This window comes from Ruegeria profundi, from assembly GCF_049800715.1.
In the GTDB taxonomy this organism is placed as follows: domain Bacteria; phylum Pseudomonadota; class Alphaproteobacteria; order Rhodobacterales; family Rhodobacteraceae; genus Ruegeria; species Ruegeria profundi_A.
The window spans coordinates 1-26918 of the sequence record NZ_JBNAFO010000014.1; the positions used below are offsets into that span (position 1 = coordinate 1).

A 26918-nucleotide genomic window follows, 5' to 3' on the forward strand; every position below is an offset into this window, starting at 1 on the left:
TGTCTGACGTCAGCGCCAATGGGACAGTTTAGGTCGATTTGATAAGAGAGGGTTTCTGGCTCATCGTAACCGCCAAGGAGTGGAGATGAGAAAGAAACCCGGAACCAAGCAGAGCCACGGTGAGAAGGTCGTAAAGGACATTCGCCGTGCGACCCGCAAACAGTATTCCGCAGAAGAGAAGATCAGGATCGTGCTGGACGGCCTAAAAGGCGAGGACAGCATTGCAGAGCTGTGCCGTCGTGAGGTCATCGCGCAGAGCCTTTATTACAGCTGGTCCAAGGAATTTCTGGAGGCCGGCAAGAAACGTCTGGCAGGCGACACGGCCCGCGCGGCAACTTCCACCGAAGTGAAGGATCTGAGACGGGAAGCCCGTGATCTGAAGGAGGTGGTTGCCGAACAGGCTCTTGAACTGCGGTTGCTCAAAAAAAGCATGATCGCGGATGGGGACGACGACGCATGAGATATCCCGCATCCGAAAAACTGGAAGTCATCCGCTTGGTTGAGCAATCGCATCTGCCGACCAAGCGCACTTTGGAGAAGCTGGGCATTCCGAAGACCACCTTCTATCGCTGGTACGACCGATATCTCGTCGGCGGCCCCGAGGCGCTTGAAGATCGTAGACCCACGCCGTCACGGGTCTGGAACCGCATTCCCACGCCAGTGCGCGAGAAGATCAAGGATCTGGCTCTGAAGGAAAGTGAGCTTTCCCCGCGTGAATTGGCTGTTCGCTTCACTGACACAGAAAAGTACTTTGTGTCAGAGGCTTCGGTCTACCGCATCCTCAAGTCTTACGATCTGATCACCAGCCCAGCCTATGTGGTTTTGTCAGCCGCAGACGAGTTCCAGGACAAGACAACACGACCGAACCAACTCTGGCAGACCGATTTTACCTATCTCAAGGTGATCGGCTGGGGCTGGTTCTATCTCAGCACGATCCTGGACGATTACAGCCGCTACATCATCGCCTGGAAGCTTTGCACGACGATGAAGACCGAGGATGTGACCGACACACTGGACCTCGCCCTGCACGCCTCAGGCTGTGATCAGGCAACGGTGCTGCACAAGCCACGTCTGCTCAGCGACAACGGGTCCAGTTACATCTCTGGTGAGCTTGCCGAATGGCTGGAAGATCAGAAAATGGATCATGTTCGAGGGGCACCATACCATCCGCAAACTCAGGGAAAGATCGAGCGCTGGCACCAGACGCTCAAGAACCGCATCCTGTTGGAAAACTACTATCTGCCCGGTGATCTCACGCAGCAGATTGACGCCTTCGTCGAGCACTACAATCACCGGCGTTATCACGAGAGCCTGCAAAACCTCACGCCCGCTGATGTCTACTTCGGACGCGGGCAGACCATTCTAAAACAACGAGAAAGGATCAAACGAAAGACTATCGAAACCCGGCGCTTGCTTCACCGCAAAACCGCCGCATAATCAATCTAACCAGATGAGACAGATACTCTCTTAGATCACGCCGCCATCCGTCCCAAAACCCCTGACAACGGACAGTTCTCGACAATGATGATTGCATCGTCCACAACCAACGTGATTGCCAGCACGAGAGCAAACAGCGTTATCATGTTTGCGCTGAAACCGATGCCATAGATCAGCGCTACCGTCCCCAAAAGCGAGACGGGAATAGCAATGGCTGGTACGATGGTGCCGCGCACGCTGGCCAGAAACAAGAAGGTCACCGTGACAACAAGTCCGGCTGTCAAAGCCAAAGTTTTCAAGATGTCCCGGATTGAAACACGCACTGCATCCGTGACGTCATACGTAATTTCATAGGACACGCCCGGCGGGAACTTTTTTGACAAGTCCTTCACCAATGCGTGCAGGTTGTTCGAGATTTCTAGCGCATTGGCTGAGCTTTCTTGATACACGGCGACGGTTGCAGAGTCTTTTCCGTTCAATTTAGTCGAACCGGAATAGGTTGCGGAACCTAACTCGACCCGAGCGATATCCTCTAGTCGAGTTACCGACCCATTTGCGTCCGAAGCGACGATAATTCGCCCGAATTCCTCTGCATCCCGCAGCAAGCCCTCCGCCCGCAGCTTGAACTGAAAGTCCGTTTGGCCATCTGCGAACGGTGGTGCTCCAACTTGTCCAGCGGCCGCGATGACGTTCTGATCCTTGATCGCGTCGGCCACCTCGGCCGCAGTAATACCTAGCGCAGCCATACGCACCGGATTGATCCAGACCCGCATGCTATATTCCAGCTGGCCGAACTGCCGAACTGCGCCTACCCCTGGCAACCTTTGCAAAGGATCGTGAAGGAAATCAGCGGCATAGTTGCTAAGATACAATTCATCTCGCGATCCGTTTGGCGAGGTCAGGTTAATGACAACGATCATATTTCCAGACCGCTTGGTCACCTCAATACCCTGCTGCAAAACGGCCGATGGCAGTTCGGAGCTGGCTAGCGCGATACGGTTTTGAACCTCAACAGCGGCTACGTCGGGATCAGTGCCCAGTTCAAAGGACACATTCAGCATGTAGGTGCCATCGTTCGCGCTTTTGGACGCCAAAGACAACATACCCGGTATACCGTTTACGCGCTCTTCAATGGGAGTAGCCACAGATTCCAAAATGACTTGTGCATCCGCGCCCGGATAAGAGGTATCAACATAGATCTGTGGAGGCGTGATGTGCGGATATTCGGTGATCGGGATGAGACGGACACAGACCGCTCCGAATGCAACCATCAATATCGCTATAACTGCTGCAAAATGCGGCCTGTTGATGAAGTAGCGCGCGATCAAGCCGGACCCTAACCTTGACTTTCGACCGCTTTCACGACCAAACCATCATGAATTTTTTGAAGACCTTGGACTACCACACGGTCACCTTGGGTCAGACCATTTGTGACCTCGGTTTTGGTAGACGTTTGGGTGCCGATCTCAATATTCCGTCGGTTCGCTTTACTCTGATCATCGACTAAAAACACAAAGTATCCCTGCTTATCAAATTGCACAGCGTTACGCGGCACGGTCAGCACCTTCAGGTCGTCGGATCCAGTCAGACCAACACTCACGAACTGACCTGGAATCAAAACTCCTTCCGGATTGTCAAAGCTAGCGCGTAGTTCAATGGTGTCAGTATCCTGATTGACGCTGTCGCCGACGAAAATGACCTTACCCTCCGCTGGATAGGTCTCTCCATCCGCCAATCTAATTTGGGTCGTCAGCTTGATATTGCCTTTGTCAATGAGCCCTTTCCGACGCTCCTGCTGTAGAACAGGCTCAGAGATAAAAAAGCTAACTAGCATCGGATCAATACTGTTTACAGTCGCCAGAACACCGGTGTCCGAACTCACAAGATTGCCTGCATCAACAACAGACAACCCGATGCGTCCATCAATCGGGCTGACGATTTCGGTATAATTCAGATCGATCTGCGCAATCTTGAGATTTGCCTGTGCTTCATCTACCGCCGCTTGCTCTGATGCGTAATCTGCTAACGCAGTGTCCAGCACCGACTGCGGTATATCTCCCTTATCGAACAAGGCCTTTTGCCGATCCAATTCGGTCTTACCCGCCTGAGCGCTGGCTTCTGCGCTTTTAAGCGCGGCCGAAGCCCTATCTACGCTGGCAGCATATTTATTCTTTTCTATGCGGAATAGAACATCGCCTTTCGACACCGTTCCACCCTCGACAAAATTGACCTCCTCTAAAAAACCTTCCACCCGTGCTTGCAGATCGACGCTTTGATCTGCAACCACGCGACCGACGAACTGATCTTGTTTTTGCAAATCCTCTAGCGTCGCTGATGCCACCATCACGCTGGGAACAGTCGCTTCGGATTGAGCCGCTGCCATTGCCGGCAGAAACAAGTAAAAGAGTATTGAACCAAGCAGATCAGAAGGTTTCAAAAGGCCGCCCTTTTGCTAGATTCATTCGACTATCTCCGCATCAGGACGGCGGCGCAACGGTTTTCTCCTGCGGCGAGGCTAGCCCAGTTTTAAGTGCTCTACTCATCCCTTTACGGGAACTCTCGCTATCGCAAACGACTTGGTCTCAAGGGATCTGCCTAACGAAAATCAGACGACGCTTTAGGTGATATCACGCTGTTTTTGCAATCGTTTCTCTGTTCAAAGCCTGCGCAAGAAGCTTGATAGAACACTTTGAAAATCTACTCGATATTGGTCTACATCATCAAATTTTGGGGTAATAACTGACAATTCTGCGTTAGGGATCATTTTTGAAAGTGACGACGCATAATCAAGCGGATGAATGATGTCATTGTCAGTTCCAACCACCAGGGTCGGCACATTTATCGAAGCGACATCGTCGACACTCAAACTTGGTCCGTCCATGGAAATCCGCGTAAGCAGTTCCGCAGTGATATCGAGCGGTTGTCTGTCGAAAAGCCCGAGAAGTGCACTCAAATTGTGAGAAAAATGCTCTGACAACATGCTGTGGAGTTCACTTCTCCGAAATTTGCTCAGTGCTTTTTGGGGATCCTGACGAAGAGACCGTCCGATAAGCAGTAGTGGAAGCAAGTTTGATGGTGCTTGAGACATCAGCCAGGCTGGACGACCCACCACCAATGCTCTGATAAGCTCAGGTCGCTGAACGGCCACACGCAGAGCAACGGCAGAACCCATGGAAATACCACCGATTACGACAGGCCGGGAAGCTTTTGCCTCTATGAGCGCAATCACGTCGTCTGTGAATCGTCTGATCGAGAAGTCATCAGCGGGCCCGGCTTCTGAGTCGCCATGTCCGCGAAACTCCATCGCTACAACACTTGTATCTGTATCTTGCGGAAAAGCCTCAATTGGATATTCAGCGGTGTCGCACAAGCCGTGTTGAAACACCATGGTGTCATCTGTGAACTCGCCGTGCACAGCTAGTTTTATACCATCGCAATCAAATTTCGATCTCACAACCACCTGACATTCCTAAATAAGCTCTCGGTCGATAGCCAAAACTTAAAACACAATTTGTTCTTTTCGCAGAGCCTTATCGCTCGCTTGAACCAGGATTGCGTTGTTAGTTCAAAAAGCAAACGAACCCACTCTCAATGGAATTTGTCTACACTTACTTCAAGTAGATATCTTTCCTGTTGAAATAGCGGCGGCAAAAACAGCGATCCAAGCAATAAGCCAGATTGCAAAAAGGATTTTCTTGGGCTGATTTTGTACTCGGACAGCAACGGATGACGCAAGAACTGCGATCATCGGTATCAAGGCGACCCAAGACACAATGACGAAAAACAGCGGCAAAAAGAGGGGTGCCGAAAGGACAAGCATTAGGGCTGTGAATAACGCAAAAAGCAACCCTGAAGTCGAATAGTCTTCCAACTCAACCACAGTGGTGAAAGCGCCAAACAAAGCAAGCAAGCCCATCGCAAACGGGAAAGCAAGCAAGGCTGAGGTCAAAACGATTTTCCAAAGGCTCATCGCTCTTTCTCGTCTTCAGATTGATGCATTGTCCAAAAAACATGCACGTTGTTAATTTTGGAACAAATGAATTTGGCATTTCAATGGACGTCTCCACAACTGCCAAAGGCAGTGTCTCTTTGAGCAGACGTTTGTTAGCTTGGGCGATGTGAGGCGAAGGTGTTGGGTTCCATGAAACTGATTTTGCGTATAGCTGGACACGCCGCCCTGCTCATTGTTGTCGTCATTGCGCTTTTCTGGACTGCCTTAGCGTTGCCTGTTTTCTCCGGCTTTCGAACGCCGGTTCTGGAAAAGATGCTTTCAGAACAAATCGGACAGACAGTGTATATTAGAGGGGATGTGAGCGTCGTTCTAGGATCAACAACTCACGTCCGCGCAACCAAAGTGGAAGTGCCCAGCGAGACAATAGAAAACGTGAATTTGGCAGCTCTAGAAGTTCTGGAACTGGAACTAAACCTGCCAGCGTTGATTTCAGGTCAGATCGACATCGACAACTTGATCATCGATGGACTGAAAGTTCGACTACTGACCGACGCAGACGGGATGCAAAGCTGGGTTGCGACCAATCGGCCTCAGGTTAGTACGACAGCATTAGGGATACAGAATGATACGGGTGGTATTCTAGATTTCCTGAGCGACAAGACAGCAGCTTTCACGTCCGTTTCCCTGATCGCGGACAATGAGACAACTGGTTTCGAATTCGATTTCGAATTGGAAAATCTGCATTTGGATCAACTCGGTGACAATTCCGGTGCAACAGTGACAAGCCATGGAACCGTGAACGGGCAGAGCTTTCTGATCAAAGGTGATTATCCACGAGGCCAGCCATTCACAACAAACGCGAGTTTCGGAGCGTTGCAGCTTGACTTCAACGGCAGCCCTATCTCGGAGGAGAATGGTGGCGGTTTCAAAGGCAAATTGACATTGGATACTGGTGAAATCGGCGATCTTCTGGAACTTCTCCGACTGGATCGCGATATTGAAGGTCGGGCAAATCTAGCGGCCGACATAGAAAGCCAGAACCCAAAGCTGAAAGTCTCAGATCTCAGCACGGCCTTAAACCTTTCAAAAGGTCAATTGCTGAAAGCGGATGGCTCTATCGAAAATCTGATCGGCTTTGAAGGTGTCGATCTTGCAGTTGACGGACGCCTCTATCCGCAGGGTGATCCACCTGAAACGGCCACGGATCTAAAGGACTTAAAGCTCACCGACCTTTCAGCCCACGTTGCCGGCACTGAAAACGCGCTGGAGTTCCAGAACCTCACTCTGACGACAAATGCGTTTGACAATGAATTAAAACAGATAGGTCCGGTTCGCTTCGGCCGCGTATTTCGCGCTGACACTGGTAATCTGATGCTGGAAAATATTAGCTTGCAGGCGGGACCACAGGATCGACCCTACTTTTTGGCCAAAGGCAACATAAAAGACCTGTTGCGCCTGAAAGAGGTCGACTTTAGCGGTACGATGTCGATACCGTCATCGCTGTTTTTCCAAGGCCTAAGCGCAAAATCGCTTGGCATCGTCGAAGGCAGTTTTTCGGTGGACGATCTAAAGGGGTTCCTAAGCCTCAACAAATTCGATGCACAGACCATTGATACCGAAATATGGGCGCTGAAAACCCAGGCCAAGCTCGGGAATGTAAACGAATTTGAAAACCTGTCCTTCGATTTCAATCTGGATGTCGAAGACAGCGCCCGTTTCCTAGCGGCCATCGGGCAGAAAACAATCAAAGCCGGGCAATTAAAGGTCAGCCTGTCCGCAAACGGAAAACAAGACAACTTCTCAAGCGTACTTGCGCTAACATCCGGAAAGTCGCAACTGAGTGCCAAACTTGAGACATCCACGTCTGGCGCGCGTCCACTGACGCAAGGCAAGGTTTCCAGTCAGAGTATTGAACTTCAAGACGTTAGAAACGCTTTTGCTTTTGTCTCACGCATTGCAACAAGCTTTCGCCAACCCGGAACCAGTGGCGTAAAGCACAAGGTGTCGAAAGGCAAAGTCAGTGATCTTGTCGAGGTAGAAGACTTTCTGCTCGATCAGGATGTTGATGTGTCCATTGATATCAAAAAAATCGAGGGCGAACAGGGAATAACCAGCCTGTCCAGCCATCTAAAGGCAAAGAACGGCCTTGCCCAGCTTGGGCCCGTCGATGTCGCCTATGATGGAGGTCATTTCTCCGCTACGGCAAAAATGAATATGGTGAAGAGCCCGCAGTTGCTTTCACTTCAAGGCACAATAAAGGATTGGAATCTGGCAACCTTGTTCAACGAGTTTAATACCAAATACTCGGCAGTAGGCCAGCTTCATGGGAATTTTGAGTTTACCGGAAACAGGCGCTCGGTTGAGACCTTTTTTAACTCGATGAGAGGCTCTGCATCTATCTTGATGACAAATGGTGGAATATCAACCAGTCTTCTCGAACTGTCCGGTCTTGGCATTTTTCCTTGGTTAATTTCTGAAGAACTGAGAAAAGGTTACAGCAAGATCACGTGCCTCGCCGCTCCCATTAAAATCGATGCTGGTGACGTTTCCTTCAGCTCTTTTGTCGCAGAAACCAAAAAGGTACAGCTTGTTGCCCACGGCGATTTGGATTGGATAAAAAACACGATTTCAATTCAGGCCGAGGCCCGAAAACTCGGCAGGCCCCTGTCGCGGAGCGCGTGGCCGTTCGAGGTCGTTGGGTCGCTGACGCATCCGAAAATCAAGCTTCTTCACCACAACGTTTTCCAGAAACGCGCGGACGGAGCGACAGAGTTACCCGAAAACCGAAGATCCTGTGTTCCGGATATAGATCAACTGAGGCAATAGGATAAGGTTGACGTTTCGACCCCCGCTGTATCCAAGCGATCTTTCGGAATCATGGGTGCCTAGAAAATTGCTCTTTCTGTGTTTGCCTTCAAATAAAAAAGCGTGAGATGAATGAAGACGGCAGCTTTGTCCGCTTTGAGCAGTGAGAACCGCTGGAAATTGAAGTTGATGTGTCCTTGAAGTGAATTAGACTAAGAGCCAACTGTTCAGATAGCTCATTAAGAGGACATCATGGCAGCTCCTTTAGTCCAAAACTGGGAACTGACTGCCGCCGTTAAGGACATAGCAGATTGGCTGGTTCAACAGGGCTTAGAGAATGCGCCTGTGGAGCTCTGGCTTGAAGCATTCTGCAACCGTCTTGTTTCGGCAGGAATTCCGCTTCAAAGAGCAAACATCACTGTTCGCGCTCATCATCCCGAGATTGGGACTGTCGCTTTTCGCTGGCACAGGGATGGCGGTCATGAGCGAGAGAACTTTGTCCGGAGAACGGATGCGCCTGAGGAATACGTTCTAAGCCCGATTTACTATCTTTTGGCAAACAACGTTGAAGAGATCAGACAAGACCTGACTGTCGAAGAACCCGCGCTCAACTTTCCGATCTTCGACGAACTTCGCGAGCGCGGTGCAACTGACTACTTCGCTGTTAAACGGTTCTTCCTTATTCAGGACAATACTACGCCAGTTGATCCAATGCAGGCCTATGAAGGTGCCATAATCTCGTTGACAACCGACGCGAACGGGGGCTTCACAAGCGAGCAACTTGATGGTTTGCGTCAACTGATATCTCCACTTTGCCTGACGCTGAAATGTGGGGCGAACCGATTGATGGCTGAAGACATTACAGCCGCATATCTGGGCAAGGACGCCAGTAGGCGCGTTCTTTCCGGGGACATCACCCGAGGTTCATCGGAAACTATTTCAGCGGTGATTTGGTATTTTGACCTGCAAGGATTTACCAAATTATCAGAGGCGCTTCCGGGGGACTCAATCATAGAATTGCTAAACGACTACTTCGCGGAAGCTGTTGACGTAGTCGAACGCAATGGCGGTAACGTTCTGAAATTCATGGGAGATGGAATGCTTGCCATCTTCGATATCAATCAAGTTCCGGACGCTCGCCGCGTCGCAATTCAAGCGGCCGCGGAGTTGCGAAATACCTTTGAGGAACTCAACCAACGACGGCAAGCTGATGGTTTGCCAACGACCGGCTTCACTCTCTCGTTGCACGCAGGCGATGTTCTTTACGGCAATATTGGCGGTAGGTCTCGCTTGGATTTCACAGTGGTCGGCCCAGCGGTAAATACAACTTCGCGCATTTTAGGCATGTGCAGCGCGCTTGATCAGAACATTGTGGTTTCCGACAAGGTGGCCGGCGACTTGGTGGGCTCCATTCCAAACCTTGTTTCTCTGGGGCAATATAGATTGCGCGGTGTTGCTGAAAGACAGGAGCTGTTCACGATAGACTAACTGCCGCTGTTTGGAGTCTGCCGTAATGGGGTGTTTAACTGCGTCAAAGAATAGGTAGCCGGATTGCTACTAAGTTGGTTTGCACATGGAACAGAAGTGTTGGATCAAGCACTCGCGCAAGCGACAAAAAATCTCCTCAAGTTTCTCCACCCAAAAAACTATATACCTCAACTGGCATTAACGTTTCGATTGCAATTTAGAGCGACGAGATGGCCTTGATCACTGCTTCTCGGTTCTGAACAGCGCCGGTTTGTTGATACTCCATTGCTTTGAGAGCAGCTTCATGGGCTTGGACAGATGACCCGCCAACGCAATCTTCTACAACGCGGCAGAAGTAGTCTGATTGGTGGCCATCGACGAATGTGTAGTGCACACAAACATCTGTCAGCCCGCCGCACAACAAAAGTGTGTCTACCTTTAAACCGCGCAGCAGGATTTCGAAATCGGTTCCAAAAAAGGCAGAATACCGTCGCTTCGGGACAATGTAGTCACCTTTGCGATATCCCATCTCATCTTTTGCAACTTCCGTTCTTGGATCACCTTCGAAACAGTGTATGTCTTCGTCACCATCCAGTTCACGGCCGAAGTCTATCCTATCGGGACGATGGACTTCTTGGATGAAAATGACTGGCACATTGTAATCATGTGCGGCATCAACCAAATCACGCGCAGCGATCATGCGCTCTTTGTAGCCCGGCATGTTGTCGATGGAGCGTACTTCGCTGTCATCAATAAACGTGCTCTTTTGAATGTCGATTACGATTAGGGCAGGTCTACCCTCGATCAGTTTCCTGGCTTGTTTGGTTTTAGTTGTCATGTTCGACATCTAATTTGCCAGGTCGTCCTGAAAAAAAACGCCCTTGCTTGGCCGAGTCGTCCCAGCGGGCAGATCAAACTTGACTAAATGTGCAACTGATTGCGGTCAAGGGTGTGCTGCGTTGCTGTGTAGTGAAAAGCATGTGTTCGCGCCTAGGGCAGCATTGCCCGCAATGCTGCCGCGAGGGGTGTGTTCAGAGAAAGGCTGCACCGCGCGCAGATTGAGCAATGGTGCGAGCAGAACCAACGGCGGCTATACAACTTGACCTATCGTTCATAGTGTAGATGCATGAGCCGAATTCGAAACGCCCAACCCTCTGATGCAATTCCATGCTTTGAGATCGAGACTGATGCCTATGAAGGCGGCGAAGCGGCTACCCTTGAAAAGATAGCAAAGAGAATCGAGGTCTATCCCGATGGTTTCCTTGTTCTTGAGGTCGAAGGCGAGATCGTCGGCTTTGTGAATTGTGGATGTGCATACGACGTCGAAATGTCTGATGAGGAATTCAAAGAGCTTGTAGGGCATGACCCCGACGCGCCAAATGTCGTTATTATGTCTGTCGTCGTGGATCCGGAGCATCAAGGAAAAGGCCTATCGCGGGCATTGATGACTGAATTCGTCGGCCGTATGAGAAAAATGGGCAAATCCGCGATCTACCTTATGTGCAAAGAGCATCACGTCCCGCTTTATCAGAGATTTGGGTACAAGTATCTTCGCCCATCAACCTCTGATCATGGAGGAATGACTTGGCACGAAATGTCTATGCAACTTTGAACCGTTTTTTGATTGAGCCACGGTGAGTAGACATTCAAGGCCGACCGAGCCGCGCTACGTTGAAAGGGATCTGCCGCGACCTCGCAATTGAGCTGTGTTGTTCGGTTTTGTGTTGAACTTTATCAGTCAGAATGCACTTTTGATTGAGATTACGTGTGTTAAAGTTGATCGAATTGCGCTACGCCAATCGAAGATTGAGCGCGTACAGTGGACCGCGCAAAATTATGGGCAAATCGTGCAAGCTTATGCGCAAATGCTGCGCATAGTTATGGGCGAATACCCCAGATTTTCTGAACAAAATCAATGGTAGGTATGCAGCGTTTTGCGCGCACCTACAGAACTTGTAGGATTACGCAAAATCGTTCGAGAACGTACTATGGCAAGCGTTGTTGGCTTTGGTAGTAACCATTACTGACACTAACGCAATCTTGCAAAAGGAATGCCCTAGACTTCGCTTGAAATTTCTCACCTAGCTGTACCCCAATGTCGTTTGCGGGCGGAAAGCAGGCATTCGCTGCGCTTGGCGCCAATGACAGCATTGCGGACAAAGCCGCCGTTTACATTTCTAGTCGAGGAAGACTTATTATATAGGGGAAAACGATCAGACTACCTTGTGCCCACGATTTCCACAGAAGCGTCACCGATTAGATCCTGAAGTTCTACAGTTGATCGTCTACTGGAACGTCTACTTGTCCGGATTGCTTCACCAGATATTCGAACGACTTCTGGCGAAGCAGCGAATTTTGAGTGACTGGTGCTCTTGGAATCGCTTACTTGGCTTAGGTCGATAACGGTTACTCCAGATTTCGCGAGTTCCGCTGCATCTGTTGCGCCAACGCGATCTACTCCACCAGAAACGAATTTTGAGAAGTTTAGAATCCTGTCGTCTGACGAAACTAAGACAAAAATCTTTTGATTATCGTGTTTTATCTTGGAAAGCTGGTTCTCAAAAACGGCCAAATCTATATCCGGCGCCGCAAGAATAATGTTTCGCACTCTTTTTCGAGGATTGAATTCTCCGGCTAATTCCGCTTGCGAGATCGCTTCCATTGTAAGAAACGCTCCCATTGAGAATGCAAGAATATCGAATTGCTGAGCTTTTGAGCGCGTAACTATTTCACCAGCTCTCAAGAAGTCCGATCTAGCAGCAAGCGCACTGTTGATGTCGTAAACATATTTAAGGGTTTCTGCCGCAGATGCCCAAGACATTAACACCGGAACACCATCGTACTCAGTATCCTCGACAAATTGGGCCAATCTAAGAATGGCGTCACTTAGAGTCGTATTGTAGCCGTGAACAAAAAATAAGACGTTTCGCTCCGAAGCACCAAGTGCAAGAAGTTGTTTGTCAATGTCCGAAACAAAAGCGTTTTCCGATGCATAAACCTTTGGGTCGATGATAGTGAAATGCTTCGAAGGGTTGGGGGGGAGAGCGCTGGTTCTTTCTATTTTGCCAACTTTGTGATTTGGCGGAACGGTGACTACCACCGAAGCTAGTCCAAGTGTATCGCTGCGGTCGCCCGAATAAAAAACACCCTCTGCTCCAGACGCCTGTCGCGTTGTGGCAATAAAGACTGTCTGGCGTTTAGCCTCAATTACATCTGACGCAGGATATTGGGGATTTTCGACGCCTACGAGTTCTGGAGGTCGAATGCATGAAGCTACGCCTAGAACTACTACTAAAAAAAAGAAGCGTAGCCCTAGCGTTTTAGTTGGACCTGAAACCCCATTCCAAAGAGGCTTCATTTTCAAATTTTCATGCAACATGATTAGATCAATATTTTTTAGTATGCTGCTTGTCTGTCAACAGACTAGCGATAACGGCCCTCTTTTTGATCTGAGTAGTGATTTCTGTACAAACGTTGTGTCTTCACTCTCCATCAATTCATGCTGCTGCAGCGAATGGTAGTTTGGGAGGGCCACATTGCCGAAGAGTGGTTCATTGGCCAATGAGCATATAGGGCCGATGGCTCATGTTAGCAGGTAGGCCGAACCAAAAACGTTCAATCCGCCAAAGATCGCAAGCGTCAAAGGACTAGGGTTTTGCGTACGTTCTAAGGATGGTCACTCTGTTTCTGACGAGCGCGCCCACAAATTGATATCTTCTTCTGAACTTATTTGATCGATCTTTCTCAGTTCGTCAGCACTGAAGTCGAGATTATCAACGACGCCTGCGCAATCTACGATCTGTTCCGGCCGAGACGCACCAATCAGAGCGGTCGTCACCCGTCCACCTCTGAGTACCCAGGCCAGCGCCATTTGCGCCAGAGTCTGCCCGCGTGCCTCGGCCATGTCGTTCAGAGCATGGACACTTGCCAGAGACCGCTCGTTGATCATGCCATCAAGCAATGACTTCCCTTGCGTGGCACGGCTGCCACTCGGAATATCGGTCAGATATTTGGAAGTCAGAATGCCTTGTGCCAGCGGCGTGAACGCAATCGACCCAACCCCAAGATCATCCAGAGTATCGAGCAAACCGTCCCGCTCCACCCACCGATTGAGCAAATTGTAAGAAGGCTGGTGAATCAGACAAGGTGTCCCAAGGTCGTTGAGAATTTTCACCGCCTCGCGCGTGCGTTGGGAGTTGTAGCTCGAGATACCTGCGTAGAGTGCGCGGCCCGATCGTACGATATAATCCAACGCGCCCATTGTTTCTTCGAGCGGGGTATCGGGGTCAAAGCGGTGAGAATAAAAGATGTCGACATAATCAAGCCCCATGCGCGCGAGTGATTGGTCACAAGACGCGATCATGTACTTGCGCGACCCCCATTCACCGTAAGGTCCCGGCCACATGTCGTAGCCTGCTTTGGAGGAAATGATCAGCTCATCCCTGTAACCCGCGAAATCCGTTTTGAGGATCTCGCCAAATGCCTCTTCGGCCGATCCGGGTGGTGGACCGTAGTTATTCGCCAGATCAAAGTGAGTGATCCCATGGTCGAACGCGGTCCGACACATGGCGCGCTTGTTTTCGTGCGTCGAGTCCGCTCCAAAATTGTGCCACAGCCCTAGGCTGACAACAGGAAGCTTCACTCCGGACCGCCCACATCGCCGATACACCATCCGCTCATAGCGGTCCGGCTCCGGGGTGTAGGGAATGGGTTTTGGCTTTGGCGGTCTTTGAGCTTTGGTCATGCGCACATAATCAATGGATTGTCGGGCCTGTCAAACGGATCACCTCCAGCAAGATCGACGCGAGCTCATTTTCGTCCTGGTGGTTAGCCTTGCTCCACGTGTGAAAGATTTCACGATCCGATGATTCGCATTCATCGCCAACTCTCCAACGCAGCGGATGTCTCCTATGGTGAACAACACCGCTGCGATGAGAAAAACACAGGGGAAGGTCTTGAGGCTTGAACCGGAAGTTGCCGGTCTGTCGCTTAAACACCGGCGGCGTGCACAGCGGCGGCCATCTGATTTACCGAGCTGATAACGGGGGCTTGGCTGACGGACTATGCGCCTTCAAAAACGATCGGGTTCTGAACAATAGAGAACCGCCGAAACCGTCCTCCACACGTGAATTCTAGTTTGAACTGTGACGTCAACGCTCAGCTATGAAGGAAAGCCCAGACACGAGTTGTTTCAAACCAATCGCCGCACCGGCGAATATGGCAGCGAATGTTACAGGCGCGCTGTAGGCCAAAAGTGAGAAGGCAGATATACCTTGTCCGACGCTGCAACCGACCGCGATGATCGCGCCTGGCCCCATGATCGCCGCGCCGAGCATCTGACGCTTGAGTTCACGTGGATCCTCGCATGCTTCCCATCTGAAATGACCTTTGGACCAGGACCCCAAGAATGCGCCAATGAGAACGCCGGAGACTGATCCTACCGCAAAGGACAAAGTGTTTCCGGAGGCTGTCATTAGGTAGAATATTGTGTCGCCAAGGGGCGCAGCGAAGGTATGGGTTTGAACTGGCTCACCGTCGAAACCGTGCGTCGCCACCCAATTCGTACCGAGCCACCCAGATACGATCGCCAGTCCAACTACAGATCCCCAGAACACCTGTGCTGGAGTGCGGCGGAAACGCTGGTTTGCCAAGGCGAAAATCACCAATGCAACGCCAATAACGGAACCAATGAGCCAAGCTGGGATAGAGGTCAGTTGTTCGGCAAGGAAGCTGATGCTTTGGGGGCCACTAAGACCCATCTCCTCGGGGAAGACCCAAACGCGCAAATAGGCCAGGGGCCCGGACATGACAACGTAAGCAGATAAACCCATGATCAATACTATGACGAATGATCGAAGGTCGCCGCCCCCAAGCCTTGCAAGCGCGCCATAGCCGCAGTTTCCGCTGATGGCCATTCCGTAGCCGAACATGAGGCCACCTACGATCGACCCAATTGGGTTCCAGGTCTGTGCAAGATACCTTGTTCCAACAGGGTCCAGCCACCCGAAAGCCATAGCCAAGTGGCTGCCGACAATTGCTACGCCGATCGCAATTGCCCACATGCGCAGCCGCCGGTCGTCATCTGCGTAAAGGTAGTCTTCGATTGCACCCAGCGTGCAAAAACGGCCAATGCGTGCGGCCAAGCCCAATACAATGCCACCGATCAAACCGATCAGGGCGACGGTGTTGGCGTCTCCCAATGCTTCAAGCATTGCCAGTCTCCTCCCAAAGCTGGCGGGTATTTTTGTCGGCTTCTACTTTTCTCTGCAGAATAGATCGTAGACGACTTCCAGAATCTGTGTCGATCGATCATCCGCCAATCTGTAGTAGATCGTTTTCCCTTCGCGTCGCGTTTTGACCAAGCCCTCGAAGCGCAGGCGAGATAGTTGCTGAGACACGGCGGCCTGGCGTGCCGAGAGCATTTCTTCCATCTGCGTGACAGATTTTTCACCCGAGGACAGATAGCACAAGATCATCAGGCGCCCTTCATGGCTGATTGCCTTGAGAAAATTTGACGCCGTCTGAGCATTTTCCATCATTCTGTCCAGGTCTTCGGCGCACATGTCCTTGGAGAACACAGGCAGTTTCGAAGATTTGTCCAACAAGATCGCCTCGCTTTCATAGCTTCACGCATTCGAAACAGTTTATTTTATTGGCCACGTTTTATCCAGAGGTCTCAATCGGCACCCCGGCGTCACGCAGCAAAACGCCCAGCAACCCCCAGAAAAAATCTTCGCCGGGATAGCCTTCGATCCGTCCAACCTCTTGACCATTGTCCAGCAGAACAAACGTTGGCGTGTAGTAGAGAGGCCGCTCCAATGCGATGCCTTCAGGCATAGCTGCGTGGATATCGATGCGTTGAAGTGGCGCCGCATGTCCTTCGGGTGTCTTGGGATAGATCTCCGAGATTTCGGTGTCCCAACGTGCGCACCACATACACCCATCTTCTTCGGCCATCAGGAGCGTCATTTCTGCCCGTGAAATCACCGGAGAAACAAGCAACGTGATTGCAAGTAAAAGCAGAATTAAGTGGCGCATCTTAAGCTCCGATTGACCGCAGCGACATATCTTTATTATTTTGAATATGTGAATGATAGCGTGCCAGGACAGGTTTGACCATGCTCGACATTACATTTGCAGGAGCTTTGGTCGCAGGACTGTTGTCTTTCCTGTCGCCCTGCATCCTACCCATTGTGCCGTTTTATCTTAGCTATCTGGCCGGTGTCGGGATTGATCAGATATCTGCGGGCTCAACACTTTCCGCCGGCGTTCGTCGCAGGGCAACGCTTTCTGCAATAGCGTTTGCAGCTGGGATCATAACGATCTTCATGGCGCTGGGGGCGACAGCTTCGATATTCGGGCAGCTGGTCCGAGAGTATTTCGACATCCTGCGCTGGATTGCAGCGGCCATCATCATTGCGATGGGGCTGCATTTCCTGGGGTTCATTCGCATTGGGTTCCTGTATCGCCAATTTCGTGCGGACATCGGTGAGACATCAAATGTAAGCCTTGTTGGGGCATATGTTCTTGGATTGGCATTTGCTTTTGGCTGGACACCCTGTGTTGGGCCAGTGCTCGCTGCGATCCTGTTTACAGCGGCCGGAACCGAGACGGCTTGGCGTGGAGCGGTACTTCTATTCGTCTACGGGGTTGGAATGACCGCACCGTTTGTTCTGGCGGCCTTTCTGGTCCGCCCTTTCATGCAATGGATGGCGCAGTTCAGAAAGCACTTGCCCCTCATCGAAAAGGCCATGGGTGGCTTTCTGGTGCTCTTCGGCATCCTCATCGCAACCAATTCCATCAACTACATCGCACAATGGATGCTCGACCATATGCCTTGGCTCGCAGCCATTGGATAATCCGGGAGGAAGACATGAAACGAGTTTTGTCAGTATTGATCGCGTGTCTGATCGGCGGGACAGTTTCCGCCGCTGAGCTGGGCGACGACGGTTTGCATAAAACACCGTGGATGCGCGACACGTTCAAAGACCTCCGAGAGGATCTCGAAGAGGCCTCAAGCGAAGACAAACGGCTTGTTTTGTTCATTGAACAGCAGGGCTGCATCTACTGCAAAAAGATGCATGAAGAGGTGTTCCCCCAGCCTGACCTTGCTGCTTTCATCGAAGAGAATTTCTTTGTCGTCCAACTGGATTTGCATGGCAGCACTACAGCTACCGACTTTGACGGGGAAGAGAATGAGCAAAGAGCGCTGATGCGAAAATGGGGGATTCTGTTTACCCCGACGCTTGTTTTTCTTCCTGAAGAGGTGCCAGAGGACGCTACAGCCATCGATGCCGCGGTCGCTGTTATGCCCGGAGCGTTCTCAAAAGGAACAACCTTGGACCTTTTCACCTGGGTCGACGAAAAACGATATGAGCTTGATAATGGTGAAGATTTCCAACGGTATCATGCGCGGCGCATTCAAGAGCGAAACAATGTTTCTCAGGATTGAGCACTGCCGTTATAAATAAAAAAATTCATTATTATGAATTTAATGTTGCGACAAGCGGTACTCGTCGACTACGGTACACAAAGGCTTTGGGTCGCAAGGCGCCGTCGGCGCGTTAGCAAACGGGAGGGATCATGAAGCTGAGACTCTTAACATTGGTCTGCGCAATGACGGGCGTTGCTGCATATGCGGCAGATACAGATCCGCAGGACGTAACCTATGACGACTATGGTGCCATTGAGGCTTCGTTGACCGGTGCTGCTGGCGACGCGGCTAATGGCGCGCTCATCGTTGGTGACAAGTCAAAAGGCAACTGCGTCGCGTGCCACGCGGTCACGGTTTTAGCAGACATCCCGTTCCACGGTGAAGTCGGCCCGATGCTGGATGGTGCCGGTGATCGTTGGACCGAAGCAGAGCTTCGAGGGTTGGTCGCAAACGCAAAGATGACATTTGAAGGCACGGTGATGCCAGCTTTCTACAAGGATGACGGCTATATCCGCCCGGGTGACGCCTATACCGGAAAAGCTCCAACCGCGCCTTTGACGTCGATCCTGACAGCGCAGGAAATCGAGGACGTGGTCGCGTTTCTTGCGACCCTGAAAGAGGAATAGTCGCGCATTGATGCGTGAATTTTCGAAGTTTCAAAGGAGATTGAAAATGGAACTCTCTCGCCGCGAGACACTGGCCCTTGGGCTGGGCGCCGCGTTCCTGACAATTATGCCGCTACGCGCAAATGCAGCTGCTGAAGATGCCATCGCGGCATTTACAGGCGGCGCAGATGTGGCTGACGGCGGTGTTACATTGACTGCACCGGAAATCGCAGAAAACGGCAATACCGTACCAATCGAAGTCAGTGCTCCGGGCGCAGCTGCAATTCTGATCGTGGCTGCAGGTAACCCCGAACCGGGCGTTGCAACTTTCAATTTCGGTCCGTTGGCTGCTGAACAAGCCGCATCAACCCGTATTCGTCTTGCCGGAACGCAGGATGTCATTGCCGTGGCGAAGATGGCAGATGGCAGCTTTGCCAAAGCGTCCGCGACCGTAAAAGTGACAATCGGCGGCTGCGGCGGCTGATCGCCACGCGCCCTGAAGAACAGGAGACTAACCAATGGCATCCGGTGTTAAACCCCGCGTCAAGGTTCCAAAGACAGCCGCTGCTGGAGAAACCGTTACGATCAAGACATTGATCAGCCACAAGATGGAAAGCGGCCAGCGCAAGGACAAAGAAGGCAACGTCATCCCGCGTTCGATCATTAACCGTTTCACCTGCGAGTTTAACGGAGAAATGGTGGTTGATGTGACGATGGAGCCGGCGATTTCGACCAACCCGTACTTTCAGTTCGAAGCGACTGTACCCGAGGCCGGTGAGTTTGTCTTCACCTGGTACGATGATGACGGCTCTGTCTACGATGAGAAGAAAACGATCGAGATCGCCTGACGGCTCGACGACTAAGGCAGATCAGCGCGGGTCCGAGGAATTGGCGCTGATCCACCAAGGGAGGAACGCAATGAATACCAAGGCAATTACGGCGATCGCGGCAATTCTGGTTTTCCCGGCTGCAGCGATGGCTGGACCGGACGAAGACAATCTCACGATCAATGATGAGCTGGACATGACCTCGGTCACTGAAGCTCCGGCACATCTGGAAAATTTGGACACAATCTATTCGGGTTGGCATTTTCGCACGGATGAAACGCAAGCGCTTCAAATTGATGACTTCGACAATCCTGCAATGATCTTCGTCGATCAGGCCGCCGATCTCTTCGAGACCGTTGATGGCGCCGCTGGCGAGAGCTGTGCTTCATGCCACGATGGGGTGGAAAGCTTCAAAGGATTGCAGGCGTCCATGCCGAAGGTGGATGCCGAAACCGGCAAGCTGGTCGTCATGGAAGATCTGATCAACAAGTGTCGTACGGACCGCATGGAAGCGGATGCCTGGAAATGGTCCGGGGGCGATATGCAAGGTATGGTCGCTTTGATCGGTCTGCAATCACGTGGGTTGCCTATGAACGTAGCGATTGATGGCGATGCCGCCCCGTACTGGGAGCAGGGCAAAGAGATGTATTATACCCGCTATGGTCAGTTGGAGTTGAGCTGCGCCAATTGTCATGAAGACAACTGGGGCAACATGATCCGCGCCGACCACCTGAGCCAAGGTATGATCAATGGATTCCCGACTTATCGTCTGAAACAGGCCAAGCTGATCTCGCGTCACAATCGTTTCCGCGGCTGTATTCGCGATACGCGGGCGGAAACTTTTGCCGAAGGATCGGACGAGTTTCGCGCGCTTGAGCTCTACGTGGCCTCGCGTGGCAACGGGCTTTCAGTCGAAACTCCTGCTGTACGTCAATAACGAACGAGCCGCGCGGGCGTTGTCCTGCGCGGGTTTTTCGTGCAAATAACATTCACACATTTATATGTGATATAGGAAAGCTGATAGATGATTTCTCGACGTGACTTCTTGCAGGTTTCAATGGCAGCCTCGGCTCTGTACGGGGCGTCCGGGTTTGGCAATTGGTCCAGGCTCGCTGCGCAGCAAAGCCTAGCGCAGGGTCAATTGCTGGAGTTCGAGACCTTCGGCAATATCAGCTTGATCCATGTCACCGATATTCACGCGCAACTCAAACCGATCTATTTCCGCGAACCTGAGATAAACCTTGGTATTGGCGATGCGCGAGGGCAGATGCCGCATGTCACAGGGGCGGCTTTCCGCAAGGCCTATGGGATCGAAGATGGGAGCCCGTCGGCCTATGCGCTGACCTACAATGATTTCTCTGCGCTGGCCAAGACCTACGGTCGGGTTGGTGGATTGGACCGCGTCTCAACTGTCATCAACGCCATTCGTGCTGACCGTCCTGATGCCCTTCTACTGGACGGGGGCGATACCTGGCACGGTTCCTACACCTGCTATCAAACGGCCGGTCAGGACATGATCAACGTCATGAACGCGCTGAAACCCGATGCTATGACCTTCCATTGGGAGTTCACGTTGGGCAGCGACAGGATTAACGAAATCGTCCAAAGTTTGCCCTTTGCAGCCTTGGGTCAGAACATCTTTGATGCCGAGTGGGACGAACCTGCAGAATTGTTCCAACCCTATAAGTTCTTTGATCGGGGCGGTGCAAAGGTCGCTGTTATCGGGCAAGCGTTTCCTTACATGCCAATCGCGAACCCAGGTTGGATGTTCCCCGAGTACTCATTCGGTATCCGGGATGAAAACATGCAGGCCATGGTCGACGAGGTTCGCGATGCCGGTGCCGATGTCGTTGTCGTCCTCAGCCATAACGGCTTTGACGTGGACAAGAAGATGGCGGGCCGCGTGCAAGGGATCGACGTGATCCTCAGCGGTCACACCCATGACGCACTTCCCGAGCCGGTTCTGGTCGGAAAAACGCATATCATCGCGTCTGGCTCGAACGGAAAATTCGTCAGCCGCGTCGATCTCGACGTTAGGGACGGGCAGATGATGGGGCTGAAGCACAAGCTGATCCCGATCTTCTCTGACGTCATCGCTCCTGATCCTGCGATCACCGCTCTGATAAATGATCAGCGCGCGCCTTATGAAGCTGCGCTGAGTGAGGTGATTGGCAAAACGGATTCGTTACTCTACCGCCGCGGCAACTTTAACGGCACTTGGGATGACCTGATTTGCGATGCCCTGATCAATGAGCGTGAGGCAGACATCGCGATGTCGCCTGGCGTCCGTTGGGGACCCTCAATCCTGCCGGGACAAGATATCACGCGCGAGGACATCTGGAACGTCACATCGATGTCGTATCCCAATGCCTATCGCACAGAAATGACAGGCGAATTCATCCATGTGATCCTTGAGGATGTCGGTGACAACCTGTTCAATCCCGACCCTTACTACCAGCAGGGCGGCGATATGGTCCGCGTTGGTGGGCTTGGCTACCGCATCGATGTGACCAAACCACAAGGGCAACGGATCAGCGAAATGACTCTGCTCAAAACCGGTGAAGCGATTGATCCATCGAAGACCTACGTCGTGACTGGTTGGGCCAGTGTCAACGAAGGCACCGAGGGTCCGCCGATCTGGGATGTCGTCGAAAACCACATTCGCAACCTTGGCACTGTAAAGGTGCAAGAGAACACCAGTGTCGATGTTGTCGGCGCTTAAGAAACAGATGGAGACCTAAGAGATATGGATGACGCGTTCAAACCGTCCCGCCGGGCCTTCCTGAAAGGCAGCGCCGCGGTCGCCGCAGGGTCCGTTGCAGGGGCAGCAGTGGCAGATACGCCCGACCCACTGATAACAGAGCTTCAGGATTGGGCATCTTACACGGGCGCCGGTGTCGATGAGTCACCTTATGGCCTGCCGATCAGCTTCGAATCCCACGTTGTTCGGCGCAACGTGGAATGGCTGACCGCCTCTCCGATTTCGTCGATCAACTTCACGCCGATCCACGCGCTTGATGGCACGATCACTCCGCAAGGATGCGCCTTTGAGCGTCATCATTCGGGCGCGATTGAGCTGCGCAAAGAGGACTATCGCCTGATGATCAACGGGCTGGTCGATCGCCCGCTGGTCTTTACCTACGACGACATTGAGCGGTTTCCGCGCGAAAATCACGTGTATTTCTGCGAATGTGCGGCGAATACGGGTATGGAGTGGGCGGGTGCGCAACTCAACGGCGTCCAATTCACCCATGGCATGATTCACAACATGGAATACACCGGTGTTCCGCTGCGTACGCTGTTGCAGGAAGCAGGCGCCGATATCTCACCAGATAAATGGGTCTATGTTGAGGGCGCAGATGCGTCATCCAATGGCCGCTCCATCCCGATGGAAAAAGCGCTGGATGACGTGCTGGTGGCTTTCAAGGCAAATGGTGAGGCACTGCGCATGGAGCACGGATATCCCGTGCGACTGGTTGTTCCGGGTTGGGAAGGCAACATGTGGGTCAAGTGGCTGCGCCGCATTGAGATCGTCGATATGGCGGTCGAAAGCCGCGAAGAAACATCAAAATACACTGATGTCTACGCCGATGGCAGGGCCCAGAAATGGACGTGGGTGATGGATGCAAAATCCGTCATCACTTCACCCAGTCCGCAAATGCCCATCAAACATGGACCGGGACCTTTGGTTATTTCCGGACTTGCCTGGTCAGGCCACGGTCAAATTACGCGGGTCGATGTGTCCAAGGACGGTGGGATCACCTGGGAGACGGCGCGTCTTGGTAAGCAGGGCGACAGCAAGGCTTTGACGCGCTTCTATCTCGACACGAACTGGGACGGAGCACCAATGTTGTTACAGGCCCGGGCGATAGATGAGACCGGCTATGTGCAGCCGACCAAAGACCAACTGCGCGAAAAGCGCGGAGAGAACTCGGTCTACCACAACAACTGTATCCAGACTTGGTACGTGAGCGCAGAAGGGATCGCCGAGAATGTCGAAGTCTCTTAGTCATGTTTTCCTGCCTGTATTCGGCGGCACGGCGTTGGTGCTTGCGGCGGCAGTGGCTATTGCGAACCGGAATTACGGCCAATCGCAGATAGAAACCTTGGAAACCCGGATCAGTCAGGTTGAGGCGCATGCAGCTACAGCCCAGGAAAACGCGCAAGCAGAGGCCAGCCGGGCAGCCGAACTGGCGGCCAAGGTCGAAGAAATCCAGACCGCAGCGGCCGAACGGATCGCAAACGGGATGAACCTGACCGCGCCTGCGCCCAGCAGCGAGGGCACATACGGGCTTGGGCGCCCCGCGCTGGAGCAAGAGATCGCAGCCTGGGACGTTGACGTATTGCCCGATGGGCGCGGTTTGCCGGTTGGATCAGGCGATGTCTGGACCGGAGAAGAAGTGTTTGTCGATCGCTGTGCGTCTTGTCACGGAGAGTTTGCCGAAGGCGCCGACAATTGGCCTGTTCTGGCCGGCGGTTTCGACACACTTGCCGACGAAGATCCTGTGAAAACTGTTGGGTCTTATTGGCCGCATTTGTCGACTGCTTGGGATTACATTTCCCGCTCAATGCCGTTTGGTGAAGCGGGCACTCTTACGGCGGATGAGACCTACGCAATCGTCGCCTACATCCTTTATTCCAATGATCTGGTGGATGACGACTTCGTTCTTAATAACGAAAACTTCGCCGAATTCGAGATGTACAATATGGACGGTTTTGTCGTCGATGTTCGACCCGAGACGGAATACGCGGAATGGCGAGAGGAACCTTGCATGGAGAACTGCAAGACAGAGGCAGCGGTTACTATGCGTTCTGTCTTTCTGGTTGAGACGCCACCAGAAGGCGGTTCGAATTCGGTCATGAATGAAGCCAGCGCGGACGGGTTACCGACGTTCACGGCGGAAGGGCCCTCGTTCATTCCAGCCGCAGCGCCAAAGCCTGAGGAAGAAGCCGCCGCAACACCGGATGTTCAGGAAATCGACGAGGCTGACCAGACTACGGAACTGTTCGCAGCTGGTGAGAAGGTCTTCAAGAAGTGTAAGTCCTGCCATCAGGTTGGTGACGGTGCAAAGGACAGTACGGGCCCTGCGCTGAACGGGGTTATCGGGGCCAACGCAGGTTCGGTTGAAGGGTTCAAATACTCCAAAGCTATGAAAACAGCTGCCGAGGCTGGTCTTGTTTGGACCGAAGAAGAAATGGCGGCCTTCCTGGCAAAACCCAAGGACTACATGAAGGGCACACGCATGTCCTTTGCTGGGCTTAAGAAACCAGACGATATTGAAGCCGTGATCGTTTACCTCAAGTCGTTCGGAAGCTGATCATGCGGTGGTTGAACATTTTTTTGACCTGCGCGGCGGTTATGGTTGCTGTTGCCCCATCGACCCACGCCACCGAAGGCCTCGGCGACGCCGAAGCCGGAAAAGAAGTGTTCGCCAAATGCAAAGGCTGTCATCAGGTTGGAGATGGAGCCAAAAACAAAATCGGGCCGCATTTGAATGGTGTCTTTGGGCGCAAGGCTGCTGGTCTGGACGGTTTCAATTACTCAAAAAGCCTAGAGCGTGCGGGTAACTCGGGTCTGGAATGGCACGCTGATACTCTGTCCGCCTACATCGAAAACCCACGCGCATTTGCGTCAGGCACGCGGATGAGTTTTCCCGGTTTGAAAGACCCGGAAGACCGAGCCAACGTGATCGCCTATTTGCGGGCGTTTTCGGACAATCCTCAGGACATCCCAGAAGCGGACCCAACGGCGAAAGGCACGGATCATTCGATCGATCCCGCGATCCTGGCGATACAAGGAGATCCTGAGTACGGCGCATATCTCAGCAGCGAATGTACGACATGCCACCAGATTGAAGGAGGCGATGAGGGCATTCCTTCGATTGTGTATTGGCCTGACGAAGACTTCGTGGTCGCCATGCACGCTTACAAGGATAAACAGCGGCCACATCCGGTCATGCAGATGATCGCCGGACGGCTGAGCAATGACGAGATCGCGGCATTGGCCGCCTACTTCAATAATCCAGAGTGAAAGTGCCTAAGGGGAGGAAACGCGATGACACTCAATAGACGAGTATTTCTTGGAGCCGCCGGGGTAGTGGCCGCCGGACTATCTGCTCCGATGGTGCTAGCTCAAGGCAAGCCCCGTGTAGTGGTTGTTGGTGGCGGTGCAGGCGGTGCAACTGCCGCGCGGTACATTGCAAAGGACAGCAAAGGTGAGGTCGACGTGACGCTGATTGAGCCGTCTCGGACCTACTACACCTGTTTCTTCTCAAACCTTTATTTGGGAGGTTTTCAGGAGCTTTCGGACATCGCCCACAGCTATGGCACGCTTGCCGCGAACTACGGTATCAACGTCGTGCATGATTGGGCCACTGGGGTCGACCGCGACGCAAAGACGGTGTCCTTGGCAGGTGGCGGGTCAGTTCCTTACGACAAACTGATCCTCAGCCCGGGTATCGACTTTGTTGATGGCGCGGTCGAGGGCTGGGACCTATCGGCCCAAAACAAGATGCCACATGCGTACAAGGCAGGTTCTCAGACTGAGCTTTTGAAAGCGCAGATCATGGCGATGCCCGAAGGAGGTACCTTCGCGATGGTCGCTCCTCCTAACCCGTACCGTTGCCCGCCGGGGCCGTATGAAAGGGTTTCGATGGTGGCGCACGTGCTGAAGGCAAACAACCCAACAGCAAAGATCATTGTAGCCGATCCGAAGCCCAAATTCTCGAAAATGGCTTTGTTCCAAGAAGGCTGGGGAAACAACTATGAAGGAATGGTCGACTGGATCGGCGAGGATTTCGGCGGCGGCAATGTATCCGTGAATCCGGAAGCAATGACGGTGACCATCGACGGCGAAGAGACAAAGGTCGATGTTTGCAATGTGATACCGGCGATGAAAGCCGGTCGAATTGCGGAAATGGCGGGAGTGACCGATGGCAACTGGGCACCAGTAAACGCTGCGGACATGTCTTCCAAAGCCGATCCGGATATCTACGTTCTTGGTGATGCCAGTCAGCAGGGTGACATGCCCAAATCCGGTTTTTCAGCAAACAGCCAGGCAAAGGTATGTGCGAACGCAGTAAGAGGTGCGTTGACCGGGTCTAAAGTATTCCCGGCCAAGTTCTCGAACACATGCTGGTCGCTCATTGACACCGATGATGGAGTGAAAGTTGGCGCGACTTATGAGGCGACGCCTGAAAAGATCGCTAAAGTCGACGGATTTATCAGCCAGACCGGAGAGGATGCCGACCTGAGGAAAGCAACATACGAAGAGTCTCTTGGTTGGTACGCCGGTATCACGTCGGACATGTTTGGTTGAGGCAATCGGGGCTTTGACCGGTGTCAAAGACCCCGACGATCAATCTGAGAAAATGCGGTTTAGGAGGAGGACT

The 26918-nt window shown here is 52.3% G+C and carries 25 protein-coding genes; 15 read left to right on the top strand and 10 right to left on the bottom strand.

What is annotated here, in order from left to right:
* Positions 1-85: 85 nt before the first annotated feature.
* Positions 86-1437 (top strand): IS3 family transposase gene (locus tag ACP15L_RS19115; RefSeq protein ID WP_425084199.1). Its coding sequence is split into 2 segments (ribosomal slippage): positions 86-422 and positions 422-1437, totalling 1353 coding nucleotides; the frame shifts between segments, so codons are not numbered across the junction.
* Positions 1438-1472: 35 nt separating this feature from the next.
* Here ACP15L_RS19115 and ACP15L_RS19120 read toward each other — a convergent pair.
* The 4 genes from ACP15L_RS19120 to ACP15L_RS19135 all read right to left on the bottom strand — a co-directional run bounded on the left by ACP15L_RS19120 (position 1473) and on the right by ACP15L_RS19135 (position 5407).
* Complete coding sequence (locus ACP15L_RS19120) at positions 1473-2765, bottom strand: efflux RND transporter permease subunit (RefSeq protein WP_425085398.1); 1293 nt, start codon at positions 2763-2765, stop codon at positions 1473-1475.
* A gap of 8 nt (positions 2766-2773) precedes the next feature.
* Positions 2774-3874: an efflux RND transporter periplasmic adaptor subunit gene (locus ACP15L_RS19125; protein WP_425085399.1), complete on the bottom strand. Its 1101-nt coding sequence runs from the start codon at positions 3872-3874 to the stop codon at positions 2774-2776.
* A gap of 219 nt (positions 3875-4093) precedes the next feature.
* Positions 4094-4897 carry an alpha/beta fold hydrolase gene (locus ACP15L_RS19130; protein WP_425085400.1) on the bottom strand — a complete coding sequence of 268 codons (804 nt, stop codon included), beginning with the start codon at positions 4895-4897 and terminating at the stop codon, positions 4094-4096.
* 153 nt (positions 4898-5050) lie between these two features.
* Positions 5051-5407: a hypothetical protein gene (locus ACP15L_RS19135; protein WP_425085401.1), complete on the bottom strand. Its 357-nt coding sequence runs from the start codon at positions 5405-5407 to the stop codon at positions 5051-5053.
* Between the two features lie 171 nt (positions 5408-5578).
* On the opposite strand from ACP15L_RS19135, the gene ACP15L_RS19140 reads away from it, so the two are divergent.
* Complete coding sequence (locus ACP15L_RS19140; protein ID WP_425085402.1) at positions 5579-8215, top strand: AsmA family protein; 2637 nt, start codon at positions 5579-5581, stop codon at positions 8213-8215.
* A gap of 231 nt (positions 8216-8446) precedes the next feature.
* Positions 8447-9682 carry an adenylate/guanylate cyclase domain-containing protein gene (locus ACP15L_RS19145; protein ID WP_425085403.1) on the top strand — a complete coding sequence of 412 codons (1236 nt, stop codon included), beginning with the start codon at positions 8447-8449 and terminating at the stop codon, positions 9680-9682.
* 196 nt (positions 9683-9878) lie between these two features.
* On the opposite strand, the gene ACP15L_RS19150 is transcribed toward ACP15L_RS19145, so the two are convergent.
* Positions 9879-10499 (bottom strand): cysteine hydrolase, encoded by a 621-nt coding sequence (locus tag ACP15L_RS19150; protein WP_425085404.1) that lies wholly within the window; start codon positions 10497-10499, stop codon positions 9879-9881.
* A 288-nt stretch (positions 10500-10787) separates the two neighbouring features.
* On the opposite strand from ACP15L_RS19150, the gene ACP15L_RS19155 reads away from it, so the two are divergent.
* The gene (locus ACP15L_RS19155; RefSeq protein WP_425085405.1) at positions 10788-11273 is read left to right on the top strand and encodes a GNAT family N-acetyltransferase; all 486 of its coding nucleotides are present in this window, start codon (positions 10788-10790) and stop codon (positions 11271-11273) included.
* Between the two features lie 606 nt (positions 11274-11879).
* Here the strand turns inward: ACP15L_RS19155 and ACP15L_RS19160 are convergent.
* The 5 genes from ACP15L_RS19160 to ACP15L_RS19180 all read right to left on the bottom strand — a co-directional run bounded on the left by ACP15L_RS19160 (position 11880) and on the right by ACP15L_RS19180 (position 16699).
* The gene (locus ACP15L_RS19160; RefSeq protein ID WP_425085406.1) at positions 11880-13040 is read right to left on the bottom strand and encodes an alpha/beta hydrolase; all 1161 of its coding nucleotides are present in this window, start codon (positions 13038-13040) and stop codon (positions 11880-11882) included.
* 297 nt (positions 13041-13337) lie between these two features.
* A complete protein-coding gene (gene mgrA / locus ACP15L_RS19165) occupies positions 13338-14369 on the bottom strand; it encodes an L-glyceraldehyde 3-phosphate reductase (RefSeq protein ID WP_425085468.1) in 1032 nt (343 codons plus the stop codon).
* 442 nt (positions 14370-14811) lie between these two features.
* Positions 14812-15873 carry a YeeE/YedE family protein gene (locus ACP15L_RS19170; RefSeq protein WP_425085407.1) on the bottom strand — a complete coding sequence of 354 codons (1062 nt, stop codon included), beginning with the start codon at positions 15871-15873 and terminating at the stop codon, positions 14812-14814.
* 42 nt (positions 15874-15915) lie between these two features.
* Positions 15916-16224, bottom strand: a complete 309-nt coding sequence (locus tag ACP15L_RS19175; protein WP_170380040.1) for an ArsR/SmtB family transcription factor — start codon at positions 16222-16224, stop codon at positions 15916-15918.
* A 100-nt stretch (positions 16225-16324) separates the two neighbouring features.
* Positions 16325-16699, bottom strand: a complete 375-nt coding sequence (locus ACP15L_RS19180; protein ID WP_170380041.1) for a hypothetical protein — start codon at positions 16697-16699, stop codon at positions 16325-16327.
* 80 nt (positions 16700-16779) lie between these two features.
* On the opposite strand from ACP15L_RS19180, the gene ACP15L_RS19185 reads away from it, so the two are divergent.
* From ACP15L_RS19185 to ACP15L_RS19235, 11 genes are all read left to right on the top strand, one after another.
* Positions 16780-17520 (top strand): cytochrome c biogenesis CcdA family protein, encoded by a 741-nt coding sequence (locus ACP15L_RS19185; RefSeq protein WP_425085408.1) that lies wholly within the window; start codon positions 16780-16782, stop codon positions 17518-17520.
* Positions 17521-17534: 14 nt separating this feature from the next.
* On the top strand, positions 17535-18113 hold the full coding sequence (locus ACP15L_RS19190; RefSeq protein WP_425085409.1) for a thioredoxin family protein: 579 nt from the start codon (positions 17535-17537) through the stop codon (positions 18111-18113).
* A gap of 131 nt (positions 18114-18244) precedes the next feature.
* Entirely contained in the window at positions 18245-18721 is a 477-nt protein-coding gene (gene soxX, locus ACP15L_RS19195) for a sulfur oxidation c-type cytochrome SoxX (RefSeq protein ID WP_170380044.1), read from the top strand.
* A 46-nt stretch (positions 18722-18767) separates the two neighbouring features.
* A complete protein-coding gene (soxY, locus tag ACP15L_RS19200; protein WP_058275041.1) occupies positions 18768-19184 on the top strand; it encodes a thiosulfate oxidation carrier protein SoxY in 417 nt (138 codons plus the stop codon).
* A 34-nt stretch (positions 19185-19218) separates the two neighbouring features.
* Positions 19219-19548, top strand: coding sequence for a thiosulfate oxidation carrier complex protein SoxZ (gene soxZ, locus ACP15L_RS19205; RefSeq protein WP_170380046.1), 330 nt, complete (start codon positions 19219-19221; stop codon positions 19546-19548).
* A 70-nt stretch (positions 19549-19618) separates the two neighbouring features.
* Positions 19619-20464, top strand: a complete 846-nt coding sequence (gene soxA / locus ACP15L_RS19210; protein ID WP_170471064.1) for a sulfur oxidation c-type cytochrome SoxA — start codon at positions 19619-19621, stop codon at positions 20462-20464.
* An 87-nt stretch (positions 20465-20551) separates the two neighbouring features.
* Positions 20552-22249, top strand: a complete 1698-nt coding sequence (gene soxB / locus ACP15L_RS19215; RefSeq protein WP_425085410.1) for a thiosulfohydrolase SoxB — start codon at positions 20552-20554, stop codon at positions 22247-22249.
* Between the two features lie 24 nt (positions 22250-22273).
* The gene (gene soxC / locus ACP15L_RS19220) at positions 22274-23536 is read left to right on the top strand and encodes a sulfite dehydrogenase (protein WP_425085411.1); all 1263 of its coding nucleotides are present in this window, start codon (positions 22274-22276) and stop codon (positions 23534-23536) included.
* A complete protein-coding gene (locus ACP15L_RS19225) occupies positions 23520-24845 on the top strand; it encodes a c-type cytochrome (RefSeq protein ID WP_425085412.1) in 1326 nt (441 codons plus the stop codon). Before soxC ends, ACP15L_RS19225 begins: the two co-directional genes overlap by 17 nt.
* Before the next feature lie 2 nt (positions 24846-24847).
* Positions 24848-25558 (top strand): c-type cytochrome, encoded by a 711-nt coding sequence (locus tag ACP15L_RS19230; protein ID WP_170471072.1) that lies wholly within the window; start codon positions 24848-24850, stop codon positions 25556-25558.
* A 24-nt stretch (positions 25559-25582) separates the two neighbouring features.
* Positions 25583-26845, top strand: coding sequence for an FCSD flavin-binding domain-containing protein (locus tag ACP15L_RS19235; RefSeq protein ID WP_425085413.1), 1263 nt, complete (start codon positions 25583-25585; stop codon positions 26843-26845).
* Positions 26846-26918 lie beyond the last annotated feature (73 nt).